The following is a 14,682-nucleotide window of genomic DNA, read 5'->3' as shown; positions in this document are numbered from 1 at the left end:
AGCCCGTAGTAGGTCCGCCAGCTGGGCAGCTCCCACATCCGGCTGGACGCGCGCAGCGCGAGGTAGACGCCGRCGTCCTCGGGCGTCGCCAGGTGGACGGCGCCGCGGAACGCGAACGTGCGGACGAGCGCGCCCTCGGCGATCGCGCGAGCCACCGCGCCCGGCTCCGGGCGACGCTGCCGGGCGCCGATCGCCAGCTCCGTCGAGGCGTCGTTCTGCGCGGGGACGGCGCCCAGCGTCCGCACCACCTCGGCGGGCGTCGCGTCGCCGATCGGGTCCAGCAGCTGTCGTCGCATGCGCCAGGCGAGCGCCTGGGGCCACGTCACGCGGTCAGGCGGCACCGGGCACCTTGTCGGTGACGTCGTCGTACCCCTGGGTTCCCGGCAGCTGGCTCGGCGCGTAGACGAGCCGGACGACCCCTGTGGGGAAGACGTCCGAGCGCAGCAGCCGCAGGGGGTAGATGGGTTCGCCGTCGTCGAACAGCCGCTCGCCGGCGCGCGCGGCGACGGGGTGCACCAGCAGGCGCAGCTCGTCGAGGAGTCCGGCGGCGAGCAGCTGGCGGACCACGGAGATCGACCCGGCGACGAGGACCTTCCCGATGCCGGGGTCGGCCTTCAGCGCCGTGACGGCGGCGATGACGTCCGGTGCCGCCTCGGCGTTGCGCCAGCCCAGCTCCTGCGCACCGCGTGTCGCCACCACCTTGCGGACGTCACCGAGCTGCGCGGCGAACGTGGCGTCCTGGCCGCCCGCCGACTCCCGCTCCGGCCACGCGCCCGCGAAGCTGTCGTAGGTGACGCGCCCGAGCAGCAGCACGTCCACGTCCTCGTAGTCCTCGCCGACCGCGGCGCCCATGTTCTCGTCGAAGTAGGGGAAGTGCCACGCCGGGTCGATCTCGGCGACGCCGTCGAGAGAGATGAACAGGGTCGAGACGATCGTCGCCATCGCGGTCCTCCTGGGTCGTCAGCGGCCGCCCACGCGACCGCCCGACACGATCAGACCGCACACCACCCACATCCCGACAGACCCTCAGCCCACCGGGACCGACGCGAGGAACGCCCGGATGTCCCCGGCGAGCTCCTGCGGGCGCTCCATCGCGGGGAAGTGACCGCCCCGCGGATGCTCGGCCCAGTAGGCGAGATGCCCGTGCGGATCGAGGATGCGACGCATCAGCGGCTCCTCACCGAACGCCACCATGCCCTGCGGGCGGTCGTGCGTGCGCCCCCACGCCATGGGGGCGTGCGCGGCCTCGTAGAGCAGGTTCGCGCCGCCGTCCCCACCGCGGCCGAACCACGCCACGCTGACCAGCGTGAGCAGGTCGTCCAGGTCCACGGCGTCCTCGGGCAGCTCGCGCGACGGGTCGGTCCACTCCTGGAACTTCTCCGCGATCCACGTCAGCTGCATGACCGGCGAGTCGGTCAGCCCGTAGGCGACGCTCAGCGGCCGGGTCGTCTGGACCTGGAGGTAGCCGAAGTCCTCGGCGCGCGCCGCCTTGAGGGCCTCGTGCCGCTCCTTCTCCTCGGGGGTCAGGTGGTCGGTCGGCGGGGTGTACGCGGTCGCGATGGCCCCGGGATCGGTGGACACGAGCGAGGCGATCACGCGGTCTCCCGCATCGAGGCAGAGCTGCTCGCTGATGCCGGCGCCGACGTCGCCGCCAAAGACCGTGTACCGGTCGTAGCCGAGCCCGACCATCACCCGGTCGAACGCCGAGGCGGTCCGGACGAGGTCCCACCCGTGGCCGGCGAGCGGGGTGGAGAACCCGAACCCGGGGATCGAGGGCGCGACGACGTGGAACGCCGGGCCGCCGTCCTCGGGTTCGGCGAGGGCGGGTGCGAGCGTCGCGAACTCGACGAACGACGCGGGGTAGCCGTGGCACAGGAGCAGCGGCGTGGCGCCGTCCTGGCTCGATCGCACGTGCAGGCCGTGGACCGGCTGGCCGTCGACGTCGGCGAGGAACTGTGGCAGCCGGTTGAGCCGGTCCTCCTGCGCACGCCAGTCGAACGTGCGCCAGCGCTCGGCGAGACGCTGTGCGTAGGACACGGGGGTGCCGCGCTCCCACCCGGACGTGAGGTCGGCGGGCCATCGGGTGCGGGTGAGCCGCTCGGCCAGGTCGTCGACCTCGGCGGCGGGGATGGCGATCTCGTACGGTCGGATGTCCACGGCGTGCGTCCTCTCCCTCGTGCTGGTGTCCGACTTGGTGAGTCAGCCACGCCAGGGGGCGCCGTGTCTTGAACCCGGGCGACACTCAGACGGGCTCGTCGCGGTCCTGGGACTGCGCGGGGGTGTACCCGGTGAGCCGCTTGAGGTCGCGCGTGAGGTGGGACTGGTCGGCATAGCCGAGGGCGTGCGCGACGTCCGCGATGCCGGTGCCGTGCTGGAGCCGTCCGACGGCCTCGCGTGCCCGGGCGATCTGCCGGACGCGTCGCGGGCTCATCCCCGTGGAGTGCGTGAAGTGCCGCTCGACGCTGCGGGTGGACAGCGGGACCGGACGGCCGGCGAGCGTGGAGTCCACCACGTCGTCGAGCGCCAGGAGACCGCGCCCGGCCAGCAACCCGATGAGGTCCTCGACGCGGTCGTCGTCGGTCCCGGGGAACGGCCACCGCGTCCCGTCGAGGACGAAGCTCGCGGGGGAGGCCATCGGGAGCTCGACGGTCTGGTCGCGCATCGCCTCGACGGGGACGTGCGTGAAGTAGGCGCCCGCAGCGAAGCGGATCCCGAGGTTCCGGTTGCCCGCGGTGTAGCGGACGAGGGTCGGCTGCGAGGACGGACCGCTGAGCAGGACGCGGTGGGCGTTGCCCATGACGGTGAAGATCATGTCCCACCGCGCGTCGGCGGACGCCACATAGGTGCCGTCGGTGGTGTCGACCGTGTGCCAGACGACGTCGACGAAGCGGGACGGCGAGGTGCGCTCCTCGTAGAGGAAGCTCATGCCCGCCCAGCGTAGACCGGCCCGTCCGGCGTGGACCTAGGCGGCGGTGCCGAAGTCCGAGCGGGGCGACCGGCGGGCGGGCCCGAGCACGACCGCCCCGTGCGGGACCACGGTGTCGGTGCTCACCCGCGCCCCCGTGGCGACGACGGCGGCCTCGCCGATGCGGGCTCCGGCGTTGATCTGAGCCCCGTCGGCGATCCGCGACCCCGCGCCGAGGTGGACGTTGCGGCCGATGTGCACGCGCGCGCCGATCATCACGTCCGAGTCGATCCAGCTGCTGGCGCCGATGTGGGTGCCGTCGCCGACGACCGCACCGGCCTCGACGTACGCGGACTCGTGCACGGTCGCGCCCACGTGCACGCGCGCCGTGACCTCGACCAGCCCGCCGCCGTTCGGGTGCCGCGCGTACGCGGCCACCCTGCCGTGAGCGCTCTCGATCTCGACGTGCCCGGGCCTGGGTTGCGCCTTGCTGCGTGACACGTCTGCTCTCCCGGTCGTCGCGGCGGCTCGGGCGCCGTCGCCCGAGGCCCCCGAGGGCGCGGACGTCCGGCGACCGGCTGACAGGGACAGATCCATCGTCCGAGGGAGCCGCCCCGCGGACCAGTGACCAACGGCCCACGGCCTGCGGGCGCGGTGGCGGTGCCGCGGTGGGCGGACCACGATCGTCGCAAGGAGACACGTGAGGGGGTGCACCGTGCCCAAGACGACACGATCCGGGGACGCGAAGCAGAGCGAGCTGCCGAGCACGTTGCAGCGCTCCGACGCCAAGGCGCAGCGCACGTACGCGCAGGCGTACGACGCGGCGATCGACCAGTACGACGGCGACGAGGAGCGAGCGCACCGCGTCGCGTTCGCCGCGCTCAAGCACACCCACGAGAAGGTCGGCGACAGCTGGCGGCCCAAGGCGGAGTCCGGGCCGTCCGACCGGCGCGCCGAGGAGGGGTACGGCTCGGACGCCCCGACGGCGGGCGGGGTGGACGCCAACGCGAGCAGGGCGCACCTGTACGACCTCGCGAAGGAGCTGGGGATCGACGGGCGCTCGCGGATGAGCAAGGCCGAGCTGGTCGAGGCCATCGACCGGGAGAACGACCGACGGAGCCGTCAGGTGCTCAGGTGACCCCCTCAGGGGGCAGCGGCGGCACCAGCAGCAGCGGGTCGGTGTCGAGGTCGAGCACCTGTGATCGTGCCGGGGGCGTGTCCACGCTCTCGAACCGGACGGTCGCCTGCCGACCGCGGACGTGCACCACCCAGCCGCGGCCGAGGCTCGGGTGCTCGACGTCCAGGCCGGGTCGCGCGTTCTCCTCCGTGAGCAGGCCGAGGGTCGCCGGGGTGTCGTCGAGGTCGTCGTCGACATCCGGAGCGGGCTCGTCGTCGCCCCACGGCAGGGTGAGCTGCGCGTGCGCGGACAGGTTATGGAACGACACCCCGAGCAGCCGCACGGAGTCGCTGATCCCCGCGGCGCGCGCGGCCTGGTGGGCGGCCGCCCGGAGCTCGGCGGGCTCGGCGGAGGGCTGGGGGAGCGTGACCGACCGGGTCAGGGTGGTGAAGTCGGCGAACCGCACCTTCGCGACGACGGTCCGCGCGCCGCCGCCGTGCGCGGTCAGCCGACGCAGCGCCTCGTCGGCCACCCGGTCGATCGCGGCCGCGATCAGCTCGGCACCGAAGATGTCCTCCGCGAACGTGCGCTCCGCACCGACCGACTTGCGCTCGCCGCCGGGTGCCACGGGGCGCAGGTCGATGCCGCGGGCCAGCCGGAAGAGGTTGACCCCGGACGACTCGCCGACGGTCATCGTCAGGACGTCGAGCTCTTGCCGGCGCAGGTCGGCCACCGTGCGGACGTCCAGCCGCTCGAGCGCCGCCGCCGTCGCCGGTCCGATGCCGGGCACCGCGCGCCCGGACGTCCGCGGCCGCGCCGGCGGGGTCGTCGGCGAAGGGACCCGCCTCCAGGTCGACGAACGCCTCGTCGATGCTCAGCGGCTCGACCAGCTCCGACAGCGTGCCCAGCGTGGCCATGATGATCCGCGAGTACGCCGAGTACGCCTCGAACCGGGGGAACAGGACCGCGGCCGCCGGGCTGAGCCGGCGCGCCCTGCTCATCGACATCGCCGAGCGTGCGCCGGCGCGGCGTGCCTCGTAGGACGCGGTGGACACGACGCCTCGGGGCCCGGTGCCGCCGACGAGCACCGGGCGGCCGCGCAGCGACGGCTTGTCGCGCTGCTCGACCGCCGCGAAGAACGAGTCCGCGTCGGCGTGCAGCACGGTCGCACGGGTGCGCAGCCGCGAGGCGTCGGCGAGCTGCGCGGGGTCCACACCCCTACTGTGCCTGGCGGTGGGCGCCTTGCTGCGCCGCGCGCGCTCAGGCGATCGCGAGTCCGCCGCGGTTGCGCAGCTCGTGCAGCGCGTCGAGCAGGATGCGGTTGAACGCGACGGGCGCGTGCGAGTTGACGTCGTGGCCGGCGCGCGGGACGACGGTGAGCCGGGTGCCGGGACGTGCGTCGAGGTACCGGCGCTCGTCGAGCCGCAGCGGGTCGCGCCGCCCGTTGACCAGCCAGACGGGCACCGCGGTGCGACGAAGGTCCGCCAGCGGGGAGTACCCGGCGAGCTCCGTGAGCATGTCGGTCACCACGTGCCAGTCGGGACCGCCCATCCGCAGCGCGCGCGTGAGCATGCCGGAGGCGCGCCGGTACGCGTTCAAGGGCTTGCCCTTGATCTCCGTCGAGCATCCCGCCAGGACGACGCCCGCGACCTTGTCCTCGTGCTGGCGCGCGTACGCCAGGCTCGTGTAGCCGCCGAGGGACAGGCCCACCAGCAGTGGAGGCTCGGGGCAGGAGTCCACGGCGTCGTCGATGGCGGCCAGCGCGCCCGCGAGACTGAAGCGCTCGTGCGCCCGCAGCCCGTGCCCGGGCAGGTCCAGGGCGATCGTGCGGTGACCCGATCGCTCGAGGGCCTCCACCTGTCGTCGCCAGATGACGGACGACGTCCGCGTGCCGTGCACCAGCACGATGGGTCGACGGTGGATGAGGGACTCCTCGAGGGGCAGAGGCGGGGGTGGCCTCTGGCGAGCGTACGCGTGCGACCTGGGAGGCGCCCGGGTGGAGCTGCACGCCCGGTGTGAAGAGTTCGGTCAGAGGTGCGGCGCGCACTCGCCGGCGCCGAGGGCGGCGAGGCCCGTCAGGTCACCCGCGGCGAGCTCGGTGACGTGGAGCTGGGTGCTCGGGTACATCAGCTGCGTGGGGTCGTCGACGTGGTCGAGCCCGACGAGGTGCGCCAGCTCGTGGGTCACGATCCCGCGGGCGGTGGCCTGGGTGGCCGGCACCGCGGCGAGCGCCCCGATGTCGTCGCCGTCGAGCGTGACGGACCCGGTGACGTAGACCGAGCGCCCCGCGCGGGTCACCGAGGCCGAGCCGGCGACCCCCGCGACGTCACCGGCCAGGTCGGGGGACTCGGTGGCGGTGGACCAGGCGATGAGGACCGGTGCCCACCGGCGACCGTACGCGTCGGGCTGGTAGGCCTTGCGGTCGGCGCTCGGGGCCTCCTGCGTCGCGCCGTCGTCGACGAACTGGAGGCCGGTCGCGGCCGACACGCTCGCGATCGCTCCTCGGACCAGCTCCTCGCCGCCAGGGGGAGCGCCGTCCGGCCGGACCACGTAGTGGATGGGTCGGCACGGGCTGTACGTGATCGGTCCGCCGCCCTCGGGCTGCAGCCCGGTGAAGGCGAAGACTCCCGGCGTGGCGGGCACCGGCGGCGGGGTGCCCAGTGGTTGGGCCTCCTCCTCCCATCCGGACGGAGGCCCGAACGCGGACGACGTCGACATCCACCACTGACCCCCCAGGAACAGCCCGCCGACCATCAGGGCCATGACCAGCAGGAAGCCGAGCCTCGGCCCGCGCCGGACGCGCACCGCCGGACCGAGGAAGCGCACGACACGCTCCTCGGCCGGGCCGCGGGGATGGGGCAGCAGGACCGGGAACGGGTCCTCGCCGCGCGCGCCGACCCAGGGATTGAGCCCCTGCGGCTCGCCAGCGCTCACGCCGTGCCCTCTCTGTCGCTGTGCCCGTCGGTGCGCGCAGGATCGCACACGGTGCCGCCCGGGGCCCGGCGTTCACCCGGCAGGAGCAACGTGTCCACGGCGGCGATACTGGCGTCGCGTCGGTGCCAGGAGCGGGACCGGGGGAGGAGCAGGGCGTGACCGGTCTCGTCGTCCCCGTGATCCTGTGGGACGGGCTGGGTCGCACCGCCGCCGGCCGCGCCTGGATCGACCGGCTGCCGGACCTCGTCGAGCGCGCCACCGGGCGGTGGGAGCTCACGCTCGACGACCCGTTCACGAGCGGCGCCGCGTCGTGGTGCGCGCCGGGAACCCTCCGGGACGGGCGGCCCGTCGTCCTGAAGATCTCGTTCCCGCACGACGAGGCGCGGCACGAGGCGGCGGCCCTGCGCGCCTGGCACGGGCACGGCGTCCCCGGGCTGCTCGGGTTCGAGCGGGACGACTGGGCCCTGCTGGTGGACCGGGTCCGTCCCGGCACGGCTCTGAGCGTGGCACCCGGATCGGCCGAGGAGCGCCTGGCGACCGCAGCCTCGGTGGCGCGGGCACTGTGGTCCGCGCGGACCGACATCGAGGTGCCGGACATGCGGGAGGTCTGCTCCGGGTGGGCGGACCTGCTCGAGGAGCGCGGCTCCCGGCACGGGGTCGACGTCCGGGTCGCGGCGGACCTGCTGCGCAGCCTCCCCGGTGCGTCGGACGTGCTCGTGCACGGCGACCTCAACCCCGGCAACATCCTGGCCGGCGGTGACGGCCGCTGGCTCGCCATCGACCCGAAGCCCCTGCGCGGGGACCCGGCGTACGACCTGTGGCCGCTGCTCGAGCAGGTGGACGACCCGTTCGCTCACCCCGACCCCGCCACCGTCCTGCGCGCGCGGATCGAGCTGATGGCCGAGATGCTCGACCTCGACCCCGACCGTGTCGGCGCGTGGGGGCTCGCGCGGTGCACCGAGTCGGCGCTGTGGGTGTGGGACGAGCTGCGCGACGAGCCCGGCGCCCGACGCAGCCTCGACCAGGCGGCCGTCTGGGGCGGGCTGCTCGCCTGATCAGAGCGAGGCGGTGCCGGGCGCGTGCACGTGCTCGAACACCAGGCTCGTCTGCGTGTGGGCCACCTCGGGCCGGGTGCTCAGGTGCTCGAGGACGAAGGCCCGCAGCTCGGGGGAGTCCCGCACCGCCACGTGCACGAGCGCGTCGTCGACACCCGCCAGCAGGTACACGTCCCGCACCTCGGGCCGCTGCGCCAACCGGTGCRCCACCTCGGTGAGCCGTGCGCGTGCCGACGGCTGCAGGCGGACGGCGATCATCGCCTGCAGGCCTCGGCCGACCGCCTCGGGGTCCACCTGGGCGTGGAACCCGCGGAGCACGCCGGACTCGCGCAGCGCCCGGACCCGTGCGTGGCAGGTGGACGGGGCGATGCCGGCCAGGGCGGCGAGCTCCTTGTTGGAGATCCGTCCGTCGCGCTCGAGCTCGCTCAGGAGCCGGCGGTCCACGTCGTCGAGCACGACGGTGCCGAACGCGGTTCGGTGCGGACCGGTCGACGGCCGCTGTGGCGAATCCATGATCGACATGGGGTGAACATAGCGAATCTTGGATCGTCGTCACGCGTTCGCAACACAGGAAGTTCAGAATCGAGGCATCTGCAGAACACCACCCCGGACGGAGACCACCATGAAGGTCGGCATCCCCAGCGAGGTCAAGAACCACGAGTACCGCGTGGCGGTGACGCCAGCAGGCGTGCACCAGCTGGTCGGCTCGGGTCACCAGGTGCTGGTCCAGGCCGGTGCCGGTACCGGCTCGGCGATCACGGACGAGCAGTTCGCCGCCGCCGGGGCCCAGGTGGTCGCCGAGGCCGCCGAGGTGTGGGGGAGCGCCGACCTCGTCTGCAAGGTCAAGGAGCCGGTGGCGTCCGAGTACGGGTACCTGCGCGACGACCTGCTCCTGTTCACCTACCTGCACCTCGCCGCGGACCGTCCGGCCACCGACGCGCTGCTCGCCGCGGGCACGACATCGATCGCCTACGAGACCGTGCAGCTGCCCGACGGCACGCTCCCGCTCCTGGCGCCGATGAGCGAGGTGGCCGGCCGGCTGTCCACGCAGGTCGGGGCGTACCACCTGATGAAGAACGAGGGCGGCTCGGGAGTGCTCCTCGGCGGGGTGCCCGGCGTCGACGCCGCGAAGGTGGTGGTGCTCGGCGGCGGGGTCGTCGGCCGGCACGCCGCCGAGATCGCCGTGGGCATGCGCGCCGACGTCGCGGTGCTCGACGTGTCCATGCCGCGCCTGCGGGACACGGACTCCGCGTTCGGCGGGCGCGTGCGCACCGTGGCCTCCAGCGCCTACGCCGTCGAGCGCGAGCTGCTCGACGCCGACCTGGTGATCGGCGCCGTGCTGGTCCCCGGCGCGCGCGCACCGCACCTGGTCAGCAACGAGCTGGTGTCCCGCATGCGCCCCGGCTCCGTGCTGGTCGACGTCGCGGTCGACCAGGGCGGCTGCTTCGAGGACACCCGCCCCACCACGCACGACGAGCCCACCTACCGCGTGCACGGCTCGGTCTTCTACTGCGTGGCGAACATGCCGGGCGCCGTCCCCGTCACCTCGACCCGCGCGCTCACCAACGTGACCCTGCCGTACCTGAGCGCGCTCGCGGACCTCGGCTGGACGGCCGCCGTCGCGGCGGACCCCGCGCTCGGTGCGGGACTCACGACGCACGCCGGGGAGCTCTACAACGCGGCGGTCGGTCAGGCGCACGGCTACCCGACGCACGCGACCCGGACCAGCGCCCTCGCCTAGCCTCGCTCCATGGCGACGGCCCTGGTGATCGGTGGCAGCGGACAGATCGGCCGGGCCGTGGTGCCCGCGCTGCTCTCGGACGGGTGGGACGTGCGGGTGCTCGCCCGCCACCCCGTGGACSTCGGCGGGGCGGAGCTCGTCCTCGGTGATCGCCAGGATCCGGACGCGCTCGACGACGCCCTGGCCGACGGCGTGGACGTGCTCGTGGACGTCGTGGCGTACGACGACCGGCAGGCGGCGCCGCTGCTCGCGAGGGCGGACCGCATCGGGTCCGCCGTCGTGATCTCCAGCGCCGCGGTGTACGTCGACGCCGCGGGGAGCGGGTTCGAGACCGACGAGTTCGCCGCGTTCCCGGTCCCGCTCACCGAGGACCAGCCGACCGTCCCGCCCGGACGCGACTCCTACGCCACGGGCAAGGTCGCGCTCGAGCAGGCGTGGGCGTCCTCGGACGTCCCGACGACGATCCTGCGGCCGGGGGCCATCCACGGCCCGGGCTGCATCCAGCCGCGCGAGTGGACGTTCGTGAAGCGGGTGCTCGACGGGCGTGACGTGCGGGTGCTCGCGTACGACGGGGCGAGCCGGTTCCACACGACGGCGACCGTGGTCCTGGGCGAGCTCGTCCGGCTCGCGGCACAGCGGAAGGGCCACCGGGTGCTCAACGCCGCCGACCCGCGCGCGCTCACGGTCGCCGAGATCGCCGCCGCCGTCGACGCGACGATGGGCGTCACGTCACGGCTGGTCACCGTGCCTGGCGACCCCGTGGACGGAGTGGGACTCACACCCTGGGCGGTCCCGCGACCGGTCGTGCTCGACCTGCAGCGCGCTGCCGACGAGCTCGGGTACGTGGCTCCCGGCGGCTACGAGGAGACCGTCGGTGCGTGCGTCGAGTGGCTCGTCGAGGCGGCGTCGGCGCGTGACTGGCGGGAGGCGTTCCCCGGATTCGTGCGGATGGAGGCGATGGGCGACTTCTTCGCGTACGCCGCCGAGGACGCCTACCTGGCGCGGTCGTCGTGACGAGCGGAGGCCGCGAAGCTCGGCGATGATTGCCGCCATGCAGCAGACCGACCTCGCCGCCGACAACCCCTTCGGCGCACCGTCCACCCTTCCGTACGGCCTTCCCGACCACGCGCAGATCCGCGAGGAGCACTACCGCCCGGCCCTGCTCGCCGGCATGGCGGAGCAGCGCGCACAGATCGACGCGATCGCGGCCGATCCGGCCCCGCCGACCGTCGAGAACACCCTCGAGGCGCTCGAGCGGTCCGGACGCCTGCTGCACCGCGCGGCCGTGAGCTTCTACAACCAGTCGAGCGCGGACTCCACGCCCGGGATCGAGGCGATCGAGGAGGAGATCGCGCCGCTGTTCGCGGCCCACCACGACGCGATCTACCTGGACCCCAGGCTGTTCGCGAGGATCTCGGCGCTCCAGGCCGACGTCGACTCCGGCGCCCTCGAGCTCGAGCCCGACACCGCCTGGCTCCTGCACCGCACGCACACGCAGTTCGTGCGCTCGGGGGTGGGTCTCGACGACGCGTCCCAGGACCGGCTGCGGACCCTCAACGCCGAGATCATGAGCCTGGAGACCGCGTTCGGACGGGACGTGCTGGCGGCGACGAACGCGGCCGGGGTGCTGGTCACGGACGAGAACGAGCTGGACGGGATGGCGGACGACGCCCGTGCCGCCGCTGCGAAGGCGGCGCGCGACCGCGGCCACGACGACGGCTGGTTCCTCGAGCTGGCCCTGCCCACGCAGCAGGCGCCCCTGGCGGTGCTTCGCGACCGTGCCCTGCGCGAGCGGGTGTTCCGGGCTTCAGCCGGCCGGGGTACCTCCGGTCCGCACGACACGCGCGCGTCTCTGCTGGGCCTGGCGCGCAAGCGGGCCGAGCGCGCACAGGTGCTCGGGTACGCGCACCACGCCGAGTACATCGCCGCGGACGCGACCGCGAAGACCGCCGAGGCGGTCGCCGACATCCTCGAGCGGCTCGCGCCTGTGGCGGTCGCCAACGCGCGCGCCGAGGGAGCGGACCTCGCCGAGGCGCTCGACCACGACCACCCCGGCGCGGAGCTCCAGCCGTGGGACTGGCAGTTCTACGCCGAGCAGGTCAAGAAGGAGCGGCGCTCGCTCGACGACTCGGTCCTGCGCCCGTACCTGGAGCTCGAGCGCGTGCTGGCGGACGGGGTGTTCCGCGCCGCCACCGAGCTGTACGGCCTCACGTTCGCGGAGCGCCACGACCTCGTCGGCTACCACCCGGACGTCCGCGTCTTCGAGGTGTTCGACGCGGACGGCAGCGGGCTCGGCCTGTTCCTGGGCGACTACTGGACGCGCGAGTCGAAGCGCGGCGGCGCCTGGATGAACAACCTCGTGGACCAGTCGACGCTGCTGGACGAGCGGCCCGTGGTGGTGAACAACCTGAACATCCCCAAGCCGCCACCGGGCGAGCCCACGCTGCTCACGTGGGACGAGCTCATCACGATGTTTCATGAGTTCGGCCACGCCCTCCACGGTCTGTTCTCCGCGGTCCGCTGGCCGTCGCAGTCCGGCACCGAGGTGCCGCGGGACTTCGTCGAGTACCCCTCGCAGGTCAACGAGATGTGGGCGTGGGAGCCGTCGATCGTGCGGTCGTTCGCGCTGCACCACGAGACCGGCGAGCCGATGCCGGCGGAGTGGATCGACACCCTGCTGGCAGCCCGGCAGGACGGTGAGGGGTTCGCGACGACGGAGTACCTCGCCGCCGCGCTCCTGGACCAGGCCTGGTACCGGCTGACGCCCGACCAGGTGCCGACGGACGTCGACGAGGTCGAGGCGTTCGAGGCGGCCGCCCTGCAGCGCGCCGGCGTGGACTACGCCCCCGTGCCGCCCCGCTACCGCAGCACCTACTTCAACCACGTGTTCGGTGGCGGCTACTCGGCCGGCTACTACTCGTACATCTGGTCCGAGGTGCTGGACGCGGACACGGTCGAGTGGTTCCGCGAGAACGGCGGTCTCGACCGGGCCAACGGCGACACGTTCCGGGCACGGCTGCTCTCCCGCGGCGGCTCGCTCGACCCCATGCAGGCGTTCCGCGACCTGYGCGGTCGCGACCCGCTCATCGACCCGCTGCTGGCCCGCCGCGGCCTGCTCGGGGCCTCCGCGCACTGAGCGGCGGAGCCTGTCCCGGSGGCCGGTACGGTGGACGGCATGCCCGTCACCCACCCGGCCTCCGGCACGCCCGTCACCGTGACCGCGCAGGACGAGGTCGTGCAGATCTGCCGCGACCTGATCCGCATCGACACGTCGAACTACGGCGACGACTCGGGACCGGGGGAGCGCGCCGCCGCTGAGCACGTCATGGGCCTGCTCACCGAGGTGGGCCTCGACCCCGAGCTGTTCGAGAGCACCCCGGGTCGGGCCAACGTGGTGGTCCGCCTCGAGGGCGCAGACCGGACCCGGCCGGCGCTCGTCCTGCACGGGCACCTCGACGTGGTGCCGGCGCGGGCCGAGGACTGGACCGTGGACCCCTTCGGCGCGCAGGAGTCCGACGGCCTGGTCTGGGGTCGCGGCGCCGTGGACATGAAGGACATGGACGCGATGATCCTGTCCGTCGTGCGGCAGATGGCCCGGGAGGGCCGCCGGCCTGCGCGTGACGTCGTCGTCGCGATGTTCGCGGACGAGGAGGCCGGCGGCAGCCTGGGTGCGCGCTGGGCGGTCGACCACCGCCCGGAGCTGTTCGAGGGCGCGACGGAGGCGATCAGCGAGGTCGGCGGCTTCTCGGTCGACGTCGACGGCCACCGCGCCTACCTGCTGCAGACCGCGGAGAAGGGCCTGTCGTGGCTGCGGCTCGTGGCCGACGGCCGCGCCGGGCACGGGAGCCAGGTCAACACCGACAACGCGGTCACGCACCTGGCGGAGGCGGTCGCGCGGCTCGGTCGCCACCCCTGGCCGCTGCAGCTGACCCCGACGGTGCGTGCGCTCCTCGACGGCGTCGCCCGGCTCACCGGGCTCCCGTTCGACCCGGAGGACCCGGCGGCCGTCGACCGGCTCGTCGCCGCGCTCGGCCCCGCGTCGAAGTTCGTCGGCGCCACGCTGCGCCACACCACCAACCCCACCCAGCTGACCGCCGGCTACAAGGCCAACGTGATCCCGGGCTCCGCGGAGGCGACCGTCGACGGCCGCTACCTGCCGGGCCTCGAGGACGAGTTCGTCCGGACCGTCACGGAGCTGGCCGGCGAGCACGTGCGGATCGAGCGGATCCACCACGACACCGCCCTCGAGGTGCCGTTCAGCGGCGACTTGGTGGACCGCATGGTCGAGTCGCTGCTGGCCGAGGACCCGGACGCCACCGTGCTCCCGTACACGCTGTCCGGCGGCACGGACAACAAGTCGCTGTCTCGGCTGGGCATCAAGGGCTACGGCTTCGCGCCGCTGCGCCTGCCGGCCGACCTCGACTTCGCCGGCATGTTCCACGGCGTCGACGAGCGCGTGCCCACCGACGCGCTGCGCTTCGGCACCCGCGTGCTCGACCGGCTCCTGCGGACCTGCTGAGCGGCTACGGGCGCGCGTCGAGGACGACGCAGCAGCGGTCGGGCCGCGGCTCGAGCCGGGCGTCGAGCCGGTCGGGTGCGATCCCGTCGGCGAGCGCCGCGACGAGGCAGCGGTTCGCCCCGCAGAGGAGCTCGGTGTGCACCTGGGCGAGCGCGTGGAACGGGCAGTTGTGCAGGTCGACGTGGTCCTCGGTCCGGCGCGGCTCGTAGCCGTGCTCGGCGAGCACGCGGACGGCCGTGCCGAGCGCGTCCCCGTCCGATCCCGTCGGCGCGGCCGCCCGTCCGGCCGCCTCGCCGTACGCCGCGAAGGCCCCGTTCACCGCGTCGATCACCGGCGTCCCCGATCGCGCCGACTCCGCGACGGCGTCGCCCAGCAGCCGCGCCGCGAGCTCGTACTCGCGGTCGGGGAGCG

16 protein-coding genes and 1 pseudogene are annotated in these 14,682 nt (G+C 73.9%); 6 read left to right on the top strand and 11 right to left on the bottom strand.

The features are described 5' to 3' along the window. The 5 genes from AC1DUQ_RS10785 to AC1DUQ_RS10765 all read right to left on the bottom strand — a co-directional run. Positions 1-326 (bottom strand): DNA glycosylase AlkZ-like family protein (locus tag AC1DUQ_RS10785; protein ID WP_477073778.1); only part of this gene is annotated, 326 nt, incomplete at its 3' end. Positions 327-330: 4 nt separating this feature from the next. Next, a complete protein-coding gene (locus AC1DUQ_RS10780; protein WP_477062839.1) occupies positions 331-942 on the bottom strand; it encodes a dihydrofolate reductase family protein in 612 nt (203 codons plus the stop codon). A gap of 84 nt (positions 943-1,026) precedes the next feature. Beyond that, positions 1,027-2,157 carry an epoxide hydrolase family protein gene (locus AC1DUQ_RS10775; protein ID WP_477062840.1) on the bottom strand — a complete coding sequence of 377 codons (1,131 nt, stop codon included), beginning with the start codon at positions 2,155-2,157 and terminating at the stop codon, positions 1,027-1,029. Positions 2,158-2,242: 85 nt separating this feature from the next. Further along, positions 2,243-2,926 (bottom strand): helix-turn-helix domain-containing protein, encoded by a 684-nt coding sequence (locus tag AC1DUQ_RS10770; RefSeq protein WP_477062841.1) that lies wholly within the window; start codon positions 2,924-2,926, stop codon positions 2,243-2,245. A 36-nt stretch (positions 2,927-2,962) separates the two neighbouring features. Further along, positions 2,963-3,406, bottom strand: a complete 444-nt coding sequence (locus tag AC1DUQ_RS10765; protein WP_477062842.1) for a transferase — start codon at positions 3,404-3,406, stop codon at positions 2,963-2,965. A 214-nt stretch (positions 3,407-3,620) separates the two neighbouring features. On the opposite strand from AC1DUQ_RS10765, the gene AC1DUQ_RS10760 reads away from it, so the two are divergent. Beyond that, complete coding sequence (locus AC1DUQ_RS10760; protein ID WP_477062843.1) at positions 3,621-4,043, top strand: ChaB family protein; 423 nt, start codon at positions 3,621-3,623, stop codon at positions 4,041-4,043. On the opposite strand, the gene AC1DUQ_RS10755 is transcribed toward AC1DUQ_RS10760, so the two are convergent. From AC1DUQ_RS10755 to AC1DUQ_RS10740, 4 genes and pseudogenes are all read right to left on the bottom strand, one after another. After that, entirely contained in the window at positions 4,036-4,812 is a 777-nt protein-coding gene (locus AC1DUQ_RS10755) for a DinB/UmuC family translesion DNA polymerase (RefSeq protein WP_477073777.1), read from the bottom strand. The genes AC1DUQ_RS10760 and AC1DUQ_RS10755 overlap by 8 nt on opposite strands. Positions 4,813-4,924: 112 nt before the next feature. Then, positions 4,925-5,185: pseudogene (locus AC1DUQ_RS10750) on the bottom strand (Y-family DNA polymerase); the annotation flags it as partial. Positions 5,186-5,282: 97 nt separating this feature from the next. Continuing rightward, positions 5,283-5,927, bottom strand: a complete 645-nt coding sequence (locus AC1DUQ_RS10745) for an alpha/beta fold hydrolase (RefSeq protein WP_477062845.1) — start codon at positions 5,925-5,927, stop codon at positions 5,283-5,285. Positions 5,928-6,050: 123 nt separating this feature from the next. After that, on the bottom strand, positions 6,051-6,956 hold the full coding sequence (locus AC1DUQ_RS10740) for a matrixin family metalloprotease (protein WP_477062846.1): 906 nt from the start codon (positions 6,954-6,956) through the stop codon (positions 6,051-6,053). 155 nt (positions 6,957-7,111) lie between these two features. On the opposite strand from AC1DUQ_RS10740, the gene AC1DUQ_RS10735 reads away from it, so the two are divergent. Then, positions 7,112-8,011 carry an aminoglycoside phosphotransferase family protein gene (locus AC1DUQ_RS10735; RefSeq protein ID WP_477062847.1) on the top strand — a complete coding sequence of 300 codons (900 nt, stop codon included), beginning with the start codon at positions 7,112-7,114 and terminating at the stop codon, positions 8,009-8,011. On the opposite strand, the gene AC1DUQ_RS10730 is transcribed toward AC1DUQ_RS10735, so the two are convergent. After that, positions 8,012-8,524, bottom strand: coding sequence for an Lrp/AsnC family transcriptional regulator (locus AC1DUQ_RS10730; protein WP_477073776.1), 513 nt, complete (start codon positions 8,522-8,524; stop codon positions 8,012-8,014). It abuts the gene before it with no gap. A 109-nt stretch (positions 8,525-8,633) separates the two neighbouring features. On the opposite strand from AC1DUQ_RS10730, the gene ald reads away from it, so the two are divergent. From ald to AC1DUQ_RS10710, 4 genes are read left to right on the top strand one after another with little or no spacing between them, the layout of a single operon-like run. Further along, positions 8,634-9,752, top strand: a complete 1,119-nt coding sequence (gene ald, locus AC1DUQ_RS10725; protein ID WP_477062849.1) for an alanine dehydrogenase — start codon at positions 8,634-8,636, stop codon at positions 9,750-9,752. Between the two features lie 9 nt (positions 9,753-9,761). Then, the gene (locus tag AC1DUQ_RS10720; protein WP_477073775.1) at positions 9,762-10,766 is read left to right on the top strand and encodes an NAD-dependent epimerase/dehydratase family protein; all 1,005 of its coding nucleotides are present in this window, start codon (positions 9,762-9,764) and stop codon (positions 10,764-10,766) included. Between the two features lie 37 nt (positions 10,767-10,803). Beyond that, the gene (locus tag AC1DUQ_RS10715; RefSeq protein WP_477073774.1) at positions 10,804-12,888 is read left to right on the top strand and encodes a M3 family metallopeptidase; all 2,085 of its coding nucleotides are present in this window, start codon (positions 10,804-10,806) and stop codon (positions 12,886-12,888) included. 39 nt (positions 12,889-12,927) lie between these two features. Then, complete coding sequence (locus AC1DUQ_RS10710) at positions 12,928-14,271, top strand: M20/M25/M40 family metallo-hydrolase (protein WP_477062852.1); 1,344 nt, start codon at positions 12,928-12,930, stop codon at positions 14,269-14,271. A 4-nt stretch (positions 14,272-14,275) separates the two neighbouring features. Here the strand turns inward: AC1DUQ_RS10710 and AC1DUQ_RS10705 are convergent. Then, the coding region (locus AC1DUQ_RS10705) for a helix-turn-helix domain-containing protein (protein ID WP_477073773.1) at positions 14,276-14,682 on the bottom strand (407 nt) is incomplete at its 5' end.

It is taken from the genome of Cellulomonas sp. P4_B5_2 (assembly GCF_056402235.1).
Note: the sequence above shows the minus strand (reverse complement) of the source record. Positions and strands in the feature narration are given on the sequence as shown.